The 14,552-nt window shown below is 72.9% G+C and carries 15 protein-coding genes; 3 read left to right on the forward strand and 12 right to left on the reverse strand.

All coding sequences use genetic code 11. The annotated features are described in order from the left end of the window. Nucleotides 1-519, forward strand: a complete 519-nt coding sequence (locus ABZ342_RS18920) for a pyridoxamine 5'-phosphate oxidase family protein (RefSeq protein ID WP_360474399.1) — start codon at nucleotides 1-3, stop codon at nucleotides 517-519. Here the strand turns inward: ABZ342_RS18920 and ABZ342_RS18925 are convergent. Further along, nucleotides 509-1,351: an SGNH/GDSL hydrolase family protein gene (locus ABZ342_RS18925; RefSeq protein ID WP_360474483.1), complete on the reverse strand. Its 843-nt coding sequence runs from the start codon at nucleotides 1,349-1,351 to the stop codon at nucleotides 509-511. The genes ABZ342_RS18920 and ABZ342_RS18925 overlap by 11 nt on opposite strands. Nucleotides 1,352-1,462: 111 nt before the next feature. Here ABZ342_RS18925 and ABZ342_RS18930 point away from each other — a divergent pair, with 111 nt between their 5' ends. Beyond that, nucleotides 1,463-2,704 carry a helix-turn-helix domain-containing protein gene (locus tag ABZ342_RS18930; RefSeq protein WP_360474401.1) on the forward strand — a complete coding sequence of 414 codons (1,242 nt, stop codon included), beginning with the start codon at nucleotides 1,463-1,465 and terminating at the stop codon, nucleotides 2,702-2,704. A gap of 158 nt (nucleotides 2,705-2,862) precedes the next feature. Here the strand turns inward: ABZ342_RS18930 and ABZ342_RS18935 are convergent, their stop codons facing one another. Both ABZ342_RS18935 and ABZ342_RS18940 read right to left on the reverse strand, forming a co-directional pair. Next, complete coding sequence (locus ABZ342_RS18935; protein WP_360474403.1) at nucleotides 2,863-3,288, reverse strand: hypothetical protein; 426 nt, start codon at nucleotides 3,286-3,288, stop codon at nucleotides 2,863-2,865. Between the two features lie 46 nt (nucleotides 3,289-3,334). Then, nucleotides 3,335-4,201 (reverse strand): alpha/beta hydrolase, encoded by an 867-nt coding sequence (locus tag ABZ342_RS18940; RefSeq protein ID WP_360474405.1) that lies wholly within the window; start codon nucleotides 4,199-4,201, stop codon nucleotides 3,335-3,337. Nucleotides 4,202-4,268: 67 nt separating this feature from the next. Here ABZ342_RS18940 and ABZ342_RS18945 point away from each other — a divergent pair, with 67 nt between their 5' ends. After that, nucleotides 4,269-5,012, forward strand: a complete 744-nt coding sequence (locus tag ABZ342_RS18945) for a TetR family transcriptional regulator (RefSeq protein ID WP_155541834.1) — start codon at nucleotides 4,269-4,271, stop codon at nucleotides 5,010-5,012. Nucleotides 5,013-5,109: 97 nt separating this feature from the next. Here the strand turns inward: ABZ342_RS18945 and ABZ342_RS18950 are convergent, their stop codons facing one another. The 9 genes from ABZ342_RS18950 to ABZ342_RS18990 all read right to left on the reverse strand — a co-directional run bounded on the left by ABZ342_RS18950 (nucleotide 5,110) and on the right by ABZ342_RS18990 (nucleotide 14,541). Continuing rightward, nucleotides 5,110-5,745, reverse strand: a complete 636-nt coding sequence (locus ABZ342_RS18950; protein ID WP_155541835.1) for a TetR/AcrR family transcriptional regulator — start codon at nucleotides 5,743-5,745, stop codon at nucleotides 5,110-5,112. A 68-nt stretch (nucleotides 5,746-5,813) separates the two neighbouring features. Then, on the reverse strand, nucleotides 5,814-7,505 hold the full coding sequence (locus ABZ342_RS18955) for an NAD(P)/FAD-dependent oxidoreductase (RefSeq protein WP_360474407.1): 1,692 nt from the start codon (nucleotides 7,503-7,505) through the stop codon (nucleotides 5,814-5,816). Continuing rightward, complete coding sequence (locus tag ABZ342_RS18960) at nucleotides 7,502-8,257, reverse strand: carbon-nitrogen hydrolase family protein (RefSeq protein ID WP_155541837.1); 756 nt, start codon at nucleotides 8,255-8,257, stop codon at nucleotides 7,502-7,504. Before ABZ342_RS18960 ends, ABZ342_RS18955 begins: the two co-directional genes overlap by 4 nt. Next, a complete protein-coding gene (locus ABZ342_RS18965) occupies nucleotides 8,254-9,645 on the reverse strand; it encodes an amino acid permease (RefSeq protein ID WP_155541838.1) in 1,392 nt (463 codons plus the stop codon). The genes ABZ342_RS18960 and ABZ342_RS18965 overlap by 4 nt, the downstream gene beginning before the upstream one ends. A 234-nt stretch (nucleotides 9,646-9,879) precedes the next feature. Next, the gene (locus ABZ342_RS18970; RefSeq protein WP_360474410.1) at nucleotides 9,880-11,163 is read right to left on the reverse strand and encodes a HAMP domain-containing sensor histidine kinase; all 1,284 of its coding nucleotides are present in this window, start codon (nucleotides 11,161-11,163) and stop codon (nucleotides 9,880-9,882) included. Nucleotides 11,164-11,165: 2 nt separating this feature from the next. Then, complete coding sequence (locus ABZ342_RS18975; protein ID WP_155541840.1) at nucleotides 11,166-11,876, reverse strand: response regulator transcription factor; 711 nt, start codon at nucleotides 11,874-11,876, stop codon at nucleotides 11,166-11,168. A 16-nt stretch (nucleotides 11,877-11,892) separates the two neighbouring features. After that, nucleotides 11,893-12,552: an IclR family transcriptional regulator gene (locus ABZ342_RS18980; RefSeq protein WP_360474412.1), complete on the reverse strand. Its 660-nt coding sequence runs from the start codon at nucleotides 12,550-12,552 to the stop codon at nucleotides 11,893-11,895. Between the two features lie 43 nt (nucleotides 12,553-12,595). Then, the gene (locus tag ABZ342_RS18985) at nucleotides 12,596-13,408 is read right to left on the reverse strand and encodes a sugar phosphate isomerase/epimerase family protein (RefSeq protein ID WP_360474414.1); all 813 of its coding nucleotides are present in this window, start codon (nucleotides 13,406-13,408) and stop codon (nucleotides 12,596-12,598) included. Beyond that, on the reverse strand, nucleotides 13,408-14,541 hold the full coding sequence (locus ABZ342_RS18990; RefSeq protein WP_360474416.1) for a DUF993 family protein: 1,134 nt from the start codon (nucleotides 14,539-14,541) through the stop codon (nucleotides 13,408-13,410). The genes ABZ342_RS18985 and ABZ342_RS18990 overlap by 1 nt, the downstream gene beginning before the upstream one ends. Between the last annotated feature and the right edge of the window lie 11 nt (nucleotides 14,542-14,552).

Raw genomic sequence — 14,552 nt, forward strand, 5'->3', positions numbered from 1 at the left:
ATGAACGAGCCGACGAAGACCAAGAACCTCGACCGGAACGGGCTTCCGGCACTGCCGTGGAGCCGGGCGCGCGACCTCCTCGCGACCCAGACCCCGAAGGAGAACCTGACCTTCTTCGTCGGGACCGTCCGTCCCGACGGCCGGCCGCACGCCGCCGGGGTCGGCGCGATCTGGGTCGACGACACCCTGTACTTCGTGAGCGGGCCCGGCACGCGCCGGGCCCGCAACCTCGCGGCGAACCCGGCGTGCAGCGTCTCGGTACGCCTGAACGGACTCGACCTCACCTTGGAGGGCGAGGCCGAGCAGGTCGCCGATCCCGCCACCCTCGACCGGGTCGCCGCCGTCTACCGCGAGGGCGGCTGGCCCGCGACGGTGGAAAGCGGCGGGTTCACCGCGCCGTTCATGGCGCCGAGCGCCGGACCCGCGCCGTGGTTCCTGTACCGGCTCCTGCTCACCCGGGCGATCGGCGTCGCCGGTGCCGAGCCGTACGGCGCGAGCCGCTGGGACTTCAGCCGCTGATCGCCGCGGCCACCAGCGCCCCGATGTGGCGCATGCCGGTGGCGTTCGGGTGCAGCGGCGCCGCGACCGAGGTCGGGATCACGCTCTCGAACCACTTGACTCCCGGCAGCTTGCAGACGTCGTGCCCGATCGAGGCCGTCCGGACGTCCACGTACCGCGCGTGGTGCGCCGCGGCCTGCCGGGCCAGGGCGGCGTTCGTCTTGTCGACGCTGCCCTGGATGTAGTTCGCGTCGCGGGGAGTCAGTGGCGCGATCGGCCAGCACCCTTTGCGCGGCAGGTAAGTGCCGTAACCGGCCACGAACACGGCCGCGTTCGGCGCCTTCGCGTGGATCGCGTCCAGCAGCGCGCCCCACGTCGGCTCGAACGCGGCGATCTTCTCGGCCAGCTGGTCGTGGCCACCGGCGGTGTAGCGGTCGACGCAGTCCGGGTTGATGCCGGGCAGGAGGTTGATGCAGCTGGTCGCCGCGCCGACCAGGCCGACGTCATTGCCGCCGATGGTCAGCGTGACCGTCTTCGTGGAGGCGCCGAGCGCGTCCAGCTGCGGCGGGACCGCGCCGGTCTCCGTCGACTGCGGTGCGTACATGTCCGCGGTCGTCGCCCCGGAGCACGTGACGTCCACGAGCGGGACGCCGAGCTGCTTCGCGGCGACGTGCGGGTAGTCCGCGAGCGACCGGAGGCAGCCCGGGGACGAGAGGTCCGGGGGCAGGATCAGCGGGCCGGCCGCGGCCGAGTCGCCGAGCGCCACGTACTCGCCGGCGACGCTCGCTTCGGCCGTGCCCGCGGTCGTCGCCAGAGCCGCGACCAAGATCGTGATGAACGCCGTTGTCCTCACTCGCACGCCGTCCTCCTTGACGTTGTGCCGATGGTTGGTCTCCGTGACACCATCGGCACCGAGGGTGCCCGGATTGATTGGGAATCCGGGCAGAGAACGAGGGGATCGGTTGTGACGGAGCACAAGCCGGGTGGCGACCTGACCCTCGGCGGGCAGCGCGTCCACGAGCGGCTCACGCGGGAGGAACCCGACCTGGTCGCCCGGGTGCTGGCGCGGATCCAGGCCGAGGTCGCGGACTACCGGCGGCTCCCCGTCGAGGAGCTGGCCGGTGACATCGCGCGGATCACCCAGCAGACCGTGCGGGCCTTCGCCCGGTGCCTGCGCGAGGACCGCGACCTCAACGCCGCCGAGCTGCGGCAGATCGGCGCGTCGGCGGTGCGCCGGGCCGAAGAGGGCTTCCCGCTGGAGGCGGTGCTGGCCGCCTACCACGTCGGCACGCGGGAGATCTTCGCCGTCGGCTCGGCCGACGCGGGCAGTGCGGACGTCGCCGATCTGCTGGAGGTCGCGGACCGGACGCTCGCGTTCGTCGGCACCGTCACCGGCGCCGTCACGCGCGGCTATCTGGAGGAGCTGCGCACGAAGATCGGGCAGGAGCACACCGCCCGCCGGACGCTGCTTTCGGTGCTGGCCGACGGCGGTCCCGTCGACGCCGTCGCCCGCAGCGCCGGCATCGCACTGCCGGCGCGATATCTGGTGCTGAGCGTCGAGCTCGGCCCGCACGCCGACGAGGCCACCCCGGGCATCGACGCCGACATCGCGATCCGCCGGAAGCTGCGGCGGTTCCTGGCGGCGTTCGAACACTCCTGCGGCGATGGCGTGCTCGCCTCCTTGGACGGCCCGGGCGGGCTGGTGCTGCTGCCGCTGGCCGGGCGGCTGTCGGCGGTCCGGGAGTGGGGTTCCCTGCTGGGCACGGCCGGGCGCGCGGCGGGCGTGGACGTCCTGGCCGCGGCCGACACGGCGGCGCCGTCGGAGGTTCGCGAGGTGGCCGGGCGGACCGGCGAGGTGCTGGACGTGCTGCGGTGGTTCGGCCGCCCGCCGGGGCTGTACCGCCTCGACGACGTCCTGGTGGAGTACCAGCTGACCCGTCCGGGCGAGGCCCGAGACCGGCTCGCGGCGGTGCTCGCGCCGCTGGACGCGCACCCGGAGCTGGTCGAGACGCTCTCGACGTACCTGGAGCTGGACACGAACCGCCGCCGCACGGCGGCCCGCCTGCACGTCCACCCCAACACGGTCGACTACCGCCTGCGCCGCGTCCGCGACCTGACGGACATCGACCCGCTCCACCCGGCCGGCCTCCCGCGCATCATCGCGGCCCTGGCGGCCCGCCGAGCTTCGCTCCCGCGCACGGTTTGACGTGTCGTCCACCCAGGTACGCGTGTCGTCCGCCGGGGTACGCGTGTCGTCCGTTCGAGCATGCGAGATGCCCTTCCGAGCACGCGAGTCCGTGTACCGGAACGGCGAACTCGCGTACCTGGATGGACGACACGGACGGCGGGCCTCCCGGACCCGGGTCAGCTCGCCGCGGTTGTCGCCTGGGAAGCCGGGACCTCGGCCGGACGGCGCGGGGCCGGGATGCGGACCGGCATCGGAGTGCGGGAGATGAGCCGCGCGAGGGAGCCGGAGGCGACGAGCGCGGCGAAGGCCAGGGCGGCCACCGCGGCAGCCGGGGTGAAGGTGAGTTCGCCGGCCCGGCCGAGCACGAACCCCGAGTCCAGCGCCCACGCCACCGCCGCGACCCCGATCGCGGCGGCAACCGAACTCCAGAACGCGGTCAGCAGCACCACCGCGCCCAGCGTGACCAGCGCGTACCACGGATGACCCGTCGCCCCGCACAGCTCCGCCACCAGCACCGCGCCCACCGCGGACACACAGCCGAACGGGAACCCGAAGCCACCACTCATGCCGTCCAGGAAACGCCGCGAGAGCGCCAGGAGCATGAGCCAGGACACATTCCCTACGCCCCGGCCCCGGGATCTTGACGCGTTATTGACCCGTCACGCGGCCGATCGCGTCGACGACCACCGGCCACACCGCGCGCGGCAGGTTGTGGCCCATGCCCGGGATCACCAGCAGTTCCGCGCCCGGGATCGCCTCCGCCGTCGCCTTGCCGCCGCTGACGTCGATCAGCGGGTCGGCGTCGCCGTGCACGACCAGGGCCGGCAGCCGCACGGACCGCAGACCCGACGTCCGATCGCCGGACGCCAGCACCGCCGCCGCGTGGCGCAGCGTGCCCACCGGGTGGCGGGCACGGTCGTAGTGCAGCGTCGCCTTGGCCAGCAGGAACGCCTCGTCGTCCGGGTAGCCGGGGGAGCCGAGCCGCCGGTAGCCGTCGACGCTGTCGGCCAGCGCCTGCTCGCGGGTCGACGCCGGTGGCCGGGCCAGCAGCGCCAGCGCCCACGGCTCGGCCCGCCCGACCGACGGGTCCCCGGTGGTCGACATGATCGACGTGACCGACAGCAGCCGGTCCGGGTGGTCGATGGCCAGCTGCTGCACGATCATCCCGCCCATCGACGCGCCGACGACGTGCGCGCGTGCGATGCCGAGCGCGTCGAACAGCCCGATCGCGTCGTCGGCCAGGTCCGAAAGGCGGTACGGCGCCGTCGTCAGGTCGCCGGCGGCCAGCGCGGCGAGGTCCGGCGCGGGCAGCTCGTCGAGCCAGGTGGAGAGCCCGACGTCCCGGTTGTCGTAGCGCACGACGAAGAACCCGCGGCCGGCGAGCAGCTCGCAGAACCCGTCCTCCCAGGTGATCATCTGGGCACCGAGGCCCATCACCAGGACCAGCGGCGGACCGTCCGGATCGCCGAAGGTGTCGTACTCGAGCTCGATATCGCCGGCCTGTGCGCGTGCCATGTCCCGATCCTGCCGTACCCGTGCGGCGCTGGCACCGGTCCCACCCGTGCGGTTACCGTTACGCCCCATGCCGACCTCATCCTCGGGTACCGGACAGCGCCCCCGGTCGCGAGCCGCGGCGGGACTGCCGGCGCTCACGGCCGACCGGATCATCACCGCGGCGACGACGCTGACCGGCGAACGCGGCCTCGACAACTGGACGCTGCGGGAGCTCGCCCGCGCGGTCGAGGCCTATCCGGCGGTGATCTACCACCACGTCGGTGACCGGGACGCGGTGGTGAACGCCGTCGTCGACCGGGTGGTCGGCCTGCTGGAGCTGCCCGACCCGGAACTGCCGTGGCAGGACTGGTTCACCGAGCTGCTGGCGAGCCTGCGCGCGGTCCTGCGGTCCTACCCGGGCTGTGCGAGACGGCTCGCGCTGTTCGGCCCGTCCGTCAAGGCGGCCACGCGCAGCATCGACGCCGGCATCGGGGTTTTGCTGAAGGCCGGCTTCGGCCGCGAGAGCCCGATGGCCTACAACCTGCTGCTGATGACCGCGTGCCAGTTCGTCGCGATGGAGGACGACCGCGACGGCGCGCTCGCGATCCGGATCGACAACACCGAGGAGTACGCCACCTACCGCGAGCGGGCGGACCTGCCGGGGATGGCCGAGCTGGGTGCCGCGATGCACGACCTGATGGGCGATCCCGACCTCGCCGCCGGGTACTACGCCCAGGTGTACGACTACGCGGTCCGGCGCTGTCTCGACGGGCTCGCCCACCGGCTGGAAGAACTTCGCGAATCGGGCGGCGAAGGGTTGACAGCGACTTGACAGCGCTCCGGCGTACCGTGAGCGTGCGTCGGCGGTTCGTCCGCTGACCCGGAGCCCCTGGCGCCCTCCTCCCCCTCGTGGCGCCGGGGGCTTCGGTCTACGCGGGATCGCCCGGTTCCGCCTGGATCGCCGGGAAGATCTCGCCGACCAGCGTGACGAGCGACTTGGACAGCAGCAGGTGCACCTGGGCGCGGGTCAGCGACCCGCGCACGAGCCATTCCCGGCCGGCGGACTTCACCATCCCGCCGAACGCGCGCACGAGCGCGTTCAGTTCGGGGCCGTGTTCGCTTTCGCTGGACAGCCCGACGGCTTCGAGCACGCGATCGGCGGACTCGCGGTCGGCCTCTTCGAGAATGCGCTCGACCTCGAGATCGCGCCCGATGCCCTCCGGCGCGATCGCGGCCAGCCACATCCGTTCCTGGCTGGTGACCATGTCGAGGAACCACTCGATGGCGACGTCGGCCCGCAGATCGAGCGGCCCCTCCGGCAGGATTTCGACAGCGAGGCGCGGCACGGTCAACGCGCGGCGGATGATTTCCAGGTACAGCTCGCGTTTGGTGCCGAAGTAGTGGTTGATCAACCCCCGCGCGACACCGGCCGCCGCGGCGATGTCCGAAGTGGACACTTCGGAGTAGGGACGTTCACCGAACAGCCGCGCCGCGCAAGCGAAGATCTGTTCCTTCCGTTCGTCCGGTTCCAGTCTTCGCCATCTCGGCGCCGGCTCGGTGTTCATGGTCCCATCGTCGCATGGCCCGCTGAGCAGGGCAGCTCAGTCTGCCGGGTACCACGATCGGGTCACGCTCAGTCCGGGAGCGTGATCGGCGCGAGGTCCTCGAAACAGTCCCCAGGACCCGGGTTCGCGGGGTCCGTCTCGCCACCGAAGTGGTGCAGCACGCCCCAAACCGCGTTCAGCGCCGTCTGCACCGCGCCCTCCGCCCAGCCCGCCGTCCACGAGACGTCGTCACCCGCCAGGAACAAGCCTCGGTGACGCTCCGCCAAGACGTCCTGCATGAAATGCGTGAACAGCCGGTGCTGGTAGCGGTAGTGCCCGGGCAGGTTCGCCTTGAACGCGCCCATGAAGTGCGGCTCCGCCTCCCACGAGACCGTCACCGGGTCGCCGATGATGTGCCGCCGGACGTCGACGCCCGGGTAGATCTCGCGCAACGATTGCAGCATCACTTCGACGCGCTCGGTCACCGACAGCGGCAGCCACTTCAGCGAGTCGTCGGCCCACGTGTACGACAGGCAGATCACCGCGGGCGAGTCGGGAGTGGACCCCAGCAGGTACGTGCCGCGCGGCATCCGGTCGGTCAGCGTCATGCTCATCGTGTCGCGGCCGGTCGCCGGGTCGGGGTCGAGCCAGAACGGGCGGTCGACGGGGACGAACACCTTCGACGACTCCATGTAGTGCGTGCGCTCGATCGCCGTCCAGTGGTCGATCGGGAACAGCGCTTCGTCGCATTCGATCTTGGACAGCAGCATCCAGCTCTGCGCGGTGAACACCGCCGCCGGGTAGGTCCGGATGTGCCCGGACGCGTCGGTCACCGTGATGTTGTTCGGCGCCGTGCGGTGCAGCCGCGTGACGCCCGGACGCGGTCCGCCCTCGTGCAGCGAAGCCAGCGACGTTCCGGCGGGCCAGAAAGCGACGTCCGACGGCGCGTGCTCCCACAGCCGCAGCGGGAGCTGGCGGCTGCCGCCGACGATGCTGCGGTGCTCGTCGTCGGCTCCGGTGTAGACCACGCGCAGGATTTCGAGGATGGAGTTGGGGAAGTCGGTGTCCCAGCCACCGGTGCCGAAGCCGACCTGCCCGAAGATCTCGCGGTGGCGGAAGGAGGCGAACGCGGGGGAGTCGCACAGGAACCCGTAGAACGTCTGGTTGTCCAGCTTCGGGACGAGCTCGTTCCACAGCCGCTTGATCGTCTTCGCGTCGCGGTCGCGGATCGCCGTCTGCATCTCGGCGAACGACGCGTGCTCGGCCAGGGTCCGGTCCCACGCGGCGGCGACGTCGGCGAACACCGCGGGCAGCTCGGCCGGCGTCCGCGCGTAGTGGCTCTGTCCCTTGAGGTCGACGACCGTGCTCGGCGTCTCCGGGGCCAGCGGGTTCGGGAACGGCGCCGTGTCGAGCCCGACCTTGTCGATGTAGTGGAACAACGCGGTCGACGCGGGCGGGAAGCGCATCGCGCCCATCTCGGCGACGACGTCGTCCGGGCAGCCGGGGAACCGCACGGTGCGCAGCCGTCCGCCGATTTCGGCGATCTCGTACACCACCGGCCGCAAGCCGAGCTTCATCAGCTCGTACGCGGTGACGATGCCGGAGGGGCCGCCGCCGATCACCGCCACCTCGGTGCCGTGCCGGTGAGCGGGCACCGAGCCCAGCCCGGCGGGGTGGGCGAGGTAGTCGTCGTAGGCGAACGGGAAGTCGGGGCCGAACATCGTGATCGGGCGGCCCGCGGGTTCGTCGTGATGGATCGCGGTCGGGACAGCGGAGGTCATGCGGTGGTTCCTCGGTACAGTTCGGGCCGCCGGTCGGCCAGGTGGGTGTTCTCCAGCCGGGACGCGGCGAGCGCGTCCCGGGTGACTTCAGCGGTGATCAGCGCGGGTCCCGCTCCGGCGCGGGCCAGTACCTCGCCGGTCGGGGCGACCACGCAGGAGCGTCCGCAGTAGGTCAGCTCCTGTTCGACGTCACAACGGTTGGCGTAGGCAACGAACAGCTGGCTCTCGTAGGCCCGCGCCGGCACCAGCGTGTCGGCGACCAGCTCGTACGGGCTCATCAAGGCCGTCGGCACGACCAGCAGTTCCGTGCCGGCCAGCGCGTGCGCCCGGACCAGCTCGGGGAACTCGACGTCGTAGCAGATCAGCAGCCCGACCCGGATCCCGGCGACGTCGGCCTGCACGACCGGCTCGTCACCCGGGGTGAACCACGCCTTGTCGAGGTCGCCGAACAGGTGCGTCTTGCGGTAGTTCGCCCGGCGCCGCCCGGCCGCGTCGACGAGCTGGACGCTGTTGTGGACGGTCCCAGCGTCCGCCTCCGGGTAGCCGTACGCCAGCGCGACGCCGGTTTCCCTGGCCAGCGCGGACATCCGTGCCGCGGTCGGGCCGTCGGCCGGTTCGGCGAGTTCGTGCGTCCGGGCGCCGATGTGGTAGCCGGTCGTGCTCATCTCCGCCGTGACGACGAGGTCGGCGCCGGACGCCCGGACCGCGTCCGGCAGCGCGTCGAACGGACCTTGGTGGATCGCGACCCTCATGCGAGCCTCGACCGCCGGATCCCGTACCCGAAGTAGATCAGCAGGCCCAGCGCCATCCAGGCGCCGAAGACGACCCAGGTCGCGCCGTCGAGGCTGAACATCATGTAGCCGCAGCACAGCACGCCCAGGAGCGGCGTCACCGGTGAGAGCGGGACGCGGAACGTGCGTGGCCGCTCGGGCTGGCGCCGCCGCAGCAGCAGGACGGCGATGTTGACCAGCAGGAACGCGAACAGTGTCCCGATGCTGGTGGCGTCGGCGAGCTTGCCGAGCGGGATGAACGCGGCCAGCACGGCGACGAAGCCCGAGACCACCAGCGTGTTGATCCGCGGCGAGCCCGACTTCTCATCCACTTTGGACAACGCGGGAGGCACCAGGCCGTCGCGGGACATCGCGAACAGGATGCGCGTCTGTCCGTAGAGGACGGTCAGCACGACGCTGGAGATGGCCACGATCGCGCCGACGGCGAGCAGGCCGGCCCAGAACGGGTTGCCCGACACGACGCTCAGCACGTGCGACAGCGCCGCCTCTTGGCCGTCGAACTCCTGCCACGGCAGCGCGCCGACGGCGGCCACGGCGACCAGGCAGTACAGCACGGTGACGATCCCGAGCGAGAGCAGGATCGCGCGCGGCAGGTCGCGCTGCGGGTTCTTCGCCTCCTCGCCGGCGGTCGACGCGGCGTCGAACCCGATGTAGGAGAAGAACAGCTTCGCGGCGCCGGCACTCATCCCGGCCAGCCCGAGCGGCAGGAACGGCGTGAAGTTCCGCGCCTTGACCGCGGTGAAGGCGATCGCGCAGAACAGCACCAGGGTCACGATCTTCACCGCGACCATGACGGCATTGGCCCGCGCGCTCTCCTTCGCGCCGGAAAGCAGCAGGAGCATCGCGAGGACCACGACGACGATCGCGGGAACGTTGACGATCCCGCCGGACCCGGGCGGCTGGCTGAGCGCGTCCGGGATGGCGAAGCCGAACGCGAGCCGCAGCAGTTCGTTGAGGTACTGCCCCCAGCCGACGGCGACCGATGCCACCGAGACGCCGTATTCGAGGACCAGGCACCAGCCGCAGACCCAGGCGACCAGTTCGCCGAGCGTCGCGTAGGCGTAGGAGTACGACGAACCGGACAGCGGGATCATGCCGGCCAGCTCGGCGTAGGAGAGGGCGGAGAAGAGCGCGGTGACCCCGGCCAGCACGAACGACAGGACCACGGCCGGCCCGGCCACCGGGACGGCTTCGCCGAGGACGACGAAGATCCCGCTGCCCAGCGTCGCGCCGATGCTCAGCATCGTCAGCTGCCCGAGCCCGAGCGATCGCTTCAACGTGCCATGATCACTTTCGGCGACCAGATCGGCGACCGGTTTCCGCCGCACCGTCGCGGCCCGCAAAGTCATGCCGACGACGGTATCGGCCGTCTCCGGCGGACAAAACAGGAGAACATTGCGCGTACAGATGAATCACAGGTGATTCATTGCACAAGCCGCACGAATCCTGGCGAATCGTTCCGTGTGCGGTGAGGGGCATCACGCGTGTCCAGCGGGGCATCACGCGTGATCAGAGGGGCATCAGCCGCGATGCCCCTCCAGACACGCGTGATGCCTCTCCGGGCACGCGTGATGCCCGGTTCGTCACACCTCGGTGGCCGGGAGCAGGAGCGTGAACGTCGGCGGGTCGGGACGGCTCAGGCGGAGCCGGCCGCCTTCGGCCTCGGCGAGGCTGCGGGCCAGCCGCAGGCCGATGCCGTGCCCGGCCGCCGCCGTCGCGAACGGGTCCGTTTCGCCCAGGTCCGGGCCCTCGTCGGCGACGTCGATGGCCAGCGTGTCGCCGGCGTCGCGGGCGACCAGCGTCACCGTGCCGCGCCCGTGCGTGGCCGCGTTGTCCAGCAGCACCCCGAGCACCTGGCGGACCGCCGCGGCCGCCACCCGCGCCGGCGGCGGCTCCTGGCGGATGATCCGCAGCGTGCGCCCGTGCGGCGAAAGCAGCGCCTCGCCGGCCTCCCGGACCTCCTCGAGGAGGGCGTCGAGATCCAGCTCGGCCCGCGGCGCCCGGCGTTCGCGGCCCAGCGCCAGGAGGTCCTCGATGGTGCGTTCCAGCCGGTCGGCGGACGCGATCCCGGCGCGGATCGCCGCCAGGGGGTCCGCTTCGGGGGTCTCCAGCGCGGCCTCCAGCTGCAGGCGCAGCCCGGTCAGCGGGGTCCGCAGCTGGTGGGACGCCTCCGCGGAGAACGCGCGCTCGCGTTCCAGCGTCGAGCCGATCCGGGCCGCGGTGGTGTCCAGCGCCTCGCCGACCCGGTCGATCTCGGCGATCCCGGCGCGCGGGCCGCGGACGGTGAAGTCGCCGTCGCCGAGCCGCCCCGCCGCCGTGGCCAGCTCCTCCAGGGGCCGGACCAGCCGCGTCGTGAACCGCCGGGCCATCAGCCAGCTCGCGCCGATCGCCACGATCGCCAGCCCGGCCATGCCGTGCCAGGTGAGCGCGATCCGCAGGGTCAGTGCGGACTCCGGCAACGCGGCGCGGACGACCCCGGTCACGCGGGACCCGCTGATCACCGGGACGGCCAGCACCCGGTCGTCGCCTTCGTGCCCGGTGACGACGTCCAGCGTGGCGCTCGCCGCCTGCCGCTCGAGCGCGCCGCCGGTCGCGGGCCCGTGCCCCGCGAGCAGCCGCCCGTCCGGGGTGTAGACCCCGACCACGCCCTCGGCTTCGTCGTCGTCTTCGGGCGGCGGCACGATCGGCGGCCGCCCGGTGGCGAGCGCGTCCGACACCGCGAGCGCGGCGGCGTCGGCGGCCCGCTCCAGGTCGGCGGTGGCGTCGTCGTGGTAGTACTTCAGCACCGCGATGCCCAGCGGCAGCGCGAAGAGCACGGTCGCGACCAGGGCGGCCAGCACCGTCAGCGAGATGATCCGGCGGCGCACGGTCAGCCTTCGGCGACGGTCCGGGCGGGGTCCTCCAGCCGGTACCCGTGGCCGCGCAGGGTGGCGATCCGGGGTACCTCGGCGTCGGGCCCGGCCGCCGACGAGAGCTTGCGGCGCACCGCCGCGATGTGCACGTCCAGGGTCTTCGTCGAGCCGTACCAGTGCGCGTCCCAGACCTCGGACATCAGCGTCTCGCGGCTGACGGCGACCCCCGGCTGCTCGGCCAGCCGCGCCAGCAGGTCGAACTCCTTGGCCCGCAGCACGACCTCACGCCCGTCCAGGGTGGCGCGGCGCCCGGCGATGTCGACGGTCAGCCCGCCGACGGTCACCGGGGGCCGGGCCGCGGCCGGCGCGCCGCGGCGCAGGTGCGCGCGCACCCGGGCCAGCAGCTCGCCCAGCCGGATCGGCTTGGTGAGGTAGTCGTCGGCGCCGGCGTCGAGGCCGACGACGACGTCCATCTCCTCCTGCCGGGCGGTGAGGATGACGAGCACCGCCGCGGGCAGCGCGGACCGCAGGCGGCGGCAGACCTCGACGCCGTCCAGGTCCGGCAGGCCGAGGTCGAGCAGCACCAGGTCGAAGTCGCCGGTGCCGGCGGCCTCCAGGGCGGTGCGGCCGTCGCGGCGCCAGCACACCTGGTAACCGTGCAGTCGCAGGGTCGATTCGAGCACGCTGCCGATCGCGGCGTCGTCTTCCACCACCAGCAGGTTCGGCATGCGGGGAGCCTACGTTCTACTCCGGCCGCGCACCGAAACCGATCCGCGAAATGCGTCGTGAGGCGTCCGTCACGTCCGCCCCGAACCGTGCCACCGCCTCGGTGGTGAAGCGCGTGGTCGGGCCGGTGACCGCCAGTGCGGCCAGCAGCCGCCCGTCGGCGTCGAACACCGGGCCGGCGACGCTCGACGCGCCCGGCTCCGGCTCGCCGTGGCTGACCGCGATGGCCCCGGCGCCGGCGAGCACCTGCCCGGCGGCCCCGCACCCGAGCGGCAGCTCGTCGCCGGTGTGGCCGACGTGCCGGACGGTCCGCGAGCCTTCCTGCTGGGCCACGCAGACGAGCACTTCGGTGCTGCGGACGTACAGGTTGACCGTTTCGCCGCAGTCCCGGGCGAGCTCGCGCAGGACCTGGCGGACCGGCTCGGGCAGCTGCCACGCGGCGTTCGCCAGCTGGGCCCAGCGCAGCATCCCCGGGCCCACGGTGACCCGGCCGTCGGGACGCGTCCAGAGCAGGCCGCGCTGTTCGCAGGTGGCGACCAGCCGCAGCACCGTCGTCTTCGCGAGGCCGCTCGCGGCGGTGAGGTCCTTGACCGCCCACGTCCGGCGGCGTTCGGTGAACAGGGCCAGCAGGTCGAAGGCGCGCAGCACGCTCCGGACCGCTCCGTCGTCTTCCGCCATCACCGAGCGACCCCCGTCCCCTCGGCCCCAGCGTACCGGCGGGTCAGGCCACGTGACGCTCGAACGCCGCGACGGTCTCGGCGAGCACCTCCGCCCCCGGCCGGGCCCACAGCCCGGCGTTGAACACCTCGACCTCGATCGGGCCGGTGTACCCGGCCGCCTCGACGGCCGACCGCAGGTGGCGGTGGTCGATCGGGCCGTCGCCCGGCAGCGCGCGGCCCAGCAGCGGGTCGGGCAGCGGCACGAGGACGTCGCACACGTGGAACCCGGCGATCCGGCCGGCGGCCGCGGCGATCGACTCCTCGATCCGCGGGTCCCACCAGACGTGGAACTCGTCGACGATCACCCCGACCTGCGCCGCCGGGTGCTCGGCCGCGATCGCCAGCGTTTGATCCACAGTGGACAGGACGGACCGGTCGGCGCACTGCATCGGGTGCAGCGGCTCCAGGCCGAGCCGGACACCGCGTTCCCCGGCGTACGGCGCCAGCTCGCCCACGGCGTCCGCGACCCGCTGCCGCGACGCGGCGAGGTCGTTGCCCGCGATCCCGCCCACGACGAGCACGAGCACGCCGGCGCCGAGCGCGGCGGCTTCGTCGACGGCCTCCCGGGTCTGCGCCACACCGTCCACAGGGGACCCGTCCGGGGTCACGCCGGTGAAGAACCCACCGCGGCACAACGACGAAACCCGGACACCGTGCGCCTTGAGCAGACGAGCGGCTTCGTCGACGCCGGTTTCGGCCACTTTGTCCCGCCACAGCCCGATCCAGCCGACGCCGGCCTGGGCGCACCCCGCCACCGCCTCGGGCAGCGACCACGCCTTGGTGGTGATCTGGTTGAGGCTGAACCGCGGGTCCATCACGCGACCCCCGCGACCTGCAGCAGCGGCCGCATCCGGGCGACCGCCCGCTCGGGGTCGGCGAGCACGCCGGCTTCGTCGGCCAGCCGCAGCAGCGTCGCGAGGTGGGTGATCGTGCGCGCGGACTCGTTCCCGGCCAGCATCCGGAAGTGCTCTTGATGGCCGTTCAAGTAGGCCAGGAAGACGACGCCGGTCTTGTAGTGCCGGGTCGGGGCCCGGAAGATCTCGCGCGCCAGCGGCACGGTCGGGTCGAGCAGGGCGTGGAACCCGGCGCGGTCGCCGTCGTCCAGCCGGCGCAGCCCCGCCGCGGCGACCGGCGCGATCGGGTCGAAGATGCCGAGCAGGGCTTCGCTGTGGCCGTGGTCGTCGCCCGCGATGAGCTGGGGGTAGTGGAAGTCGTCGCCGGTGTAGCAGGCGACGCCCGCGGGCAGGGCGCGCCGGAACTCGGTCTCGACGTCGGCGTCGAGCACCGACACCTTCACCCCGGCGATGGTGCCCGCGTGCTCGGCGCACAGGGCCGCCAGCTCGCGGGCCGCGGCGCGGACGTCGTGGTGGCCCCAGTACCCGGCCAGCGCGGGGTCGAACTGCTCGCCGAGCCAGTGCAGCAGGACCGGCCCGCCCGCCTCGGACAGCAGCTTCCCGTAGGCCGCGTGGTAGTCGTCCGGGCCCTGCGCCGCCGCGGCCAGCGCCCGGCTCGCCATGACGACCGGGACCGCGCCCGCACCGCCGACCAGGTCCAGCTGCTCGCGCCAGGCGTCCACAATGGACGCCGGGGTGGCCGGACCGGCGGGCAGCTGGTCGGTGCCGACACCCGCGCACCACCGGCGGCCGGCCGCGATCGCGCCGGTGCGGGTGACCAGCTCCTTCGTCGTGGCCCAGTCGAGGCCCATCCCGCGCTGCGCGGTGTCCATGGCTTCGGCGACGCCGAGCCCGCACGCCCAGAGGTGCTCGCGGAAGGCCAGGGTGGTGTCCCAGTCGACGGCGCCGGGCTCGTCGGCGAGCGCGTCCGCGACGACGTGCACCGCGGCGTAGGCGATCCGCGACGACGGCGGCGTGCCCGGTGGCCCGGGGAGCGCCGGACCGGACGGTGACCAGTTCACGAGCCCGCCGCCGGGAACCGGGAGCAGGAGCATCGCACGACCTC

The sequence above is a fragment of the Amycolatopsis sp. NPDC005961 genome, assembly GCF_040629235.1.
GTDB lineage: Bacteria > Actinomycetota > Actinomycetes > Mycobacteriales > Pseudonocardiaceae > Amycolatopsis > Amycolatopsis camponoti.

Bases quoted from the DNA above. Each gene is read 5' to 3' on its own strand.
- ABZ342_RS18920 (WP_360474399.1), top strand. From the start codon at position 1: ATGAACGAGCCGACGAAGACCAAGAACCTCGACCGGAACGGGCTTCCG.
- ABZ342_RS18935 (WP_360474403.1), bottom strand. From the start codon at position 3,288: ATGCTCCTGGCGCTCTCGCGGCGTTTCCTGGACGGCATGAGTGGTGGC.
- ABZ342_RS18940 (WP_360474405.1), bottom strand. From the start codon at position 4,201: ATGGCACGCGCACAGGCCGGCGATATCGAGCTCGAGTACGACACCTTC.
- ABZ342_RS18945 (WP_155541834.1), top strand. From the start codon at position 4,269: ATGCCGACCTCATCCTCGGGTACCGGACAGCGCCCCCGGTCGCGAGCC.
- ABZ342_RS18950 (WP_155541835.1), bottom strand. From the start codon at position 5,745: ATGAACACCGAGCCGGCGCCGAGATGGCGAAGACTGGAACCGGACGAA.
- ABZ342_RS18955 (WP_360474407.1), bottom strand. From the start codon at position 7,505: ATGACCTCCGCTGTCCCGACCGCGATCCATCACGACGAACCCGCGGGC.
- ABZ342_RS18960 (WP_155541837.1), bottom strand. From the start codon at position 8,257: ATGAGGGTCGCGATCCACCAAGGTCCGTTCGACGCGCTGCCGGACGCG.
- ABZ342_RS18965 (WP_155541838.1), bottom strand. From the start codon at position 9,645: ATGACTTTGCGGGCCGCGACGGTGCGGCGGAAACCGGTCGCCGATCTG.
- ABZ342_RS18975 (WP_155541840.1), bottom strand. From the start codon at position 11,876: ATGCCGAACCTGCTGGTGGTGGAAGACGACGCCGCGATCGGCAGCGTG.
- ABZ342_RS18980 (WP_360474412.1), bottom strand. From the start codon at position 12,552: ATGGCGGAAGACGACGGAGCGGTCCGGAGCGTGCTGCGCGCCTTCGAC.
- ABZ342_RS18985 (WP_360474414.1), bottom strand. From the start codon at position 13,408: ATGGACCCGCGGTTCAGCCTCAACCAGATCACCACCAAGGCGTGGTCG.
- ABZ342_RS18990 (WP_360474416.1), bottom strand. From the start codon at position 14,541: ATGCTCCTGCTCCCGGTTCCCGGCGGCGGGCTCGTGAACTGGTCACCG.